The sequence below is a fragment of the Pseudomonas aestuarii genome (assembly GCF_027988105.1).
In the GTDB taxonomy this organism is placed as follows: domain Bacteria; phylum Pseudomonadota; class Gammaproteobacteria; order Pseudomonadales; family Pseudomonadaceae; genus Aquipseudomonas; species Aquipseudomonas aestuarii.
On the sequence record NZ_JAQJZJ010000043.1, the window covers coordinates 1 to 317 of the forward strand.

At 64.7% G+C, this 317-nt stretch carries 1 pseudogene; it reads right to left on the reverse strand.

Annotated elements, in window-relative coordinates:
- A pseudogene (locus PH586_RS23480) lies at nucleotides 1-317 on the reverse strand (sarcosine oxidase subunit alpha); the annotation flags it as partial.

Consider the following 317-nt stretch of genomic DNA (forward strand, 5'->3'; position numbering starts at 1 on the left):
TGCACGTTGACTTCGTACGACAGCTCACCGGTGAAGGAGATGCGGAACACCCGCGCCGGCACGCCGCCGACCTCGCCTTCCTTCCAGGTCATGAACGGGAAGGCGTCCTTGTCCAGGTCGATGTCGGTGACCTCGGCCAGCAGCTTGCGGCTGTTGGGGCCGGACAGGGTCATGGTCGCCCAGTGGTCGGTGACCGAGGTGAAGTACACCTTGAGCTCCGGCCACTCGGTCTGGTGGTAGATTTCCAGCCACTGCATGACGCGCGCGGCGCCGCCGGTGGTGGTGGTCATGACGAAGTGGTTGTCGGCCATACAGGC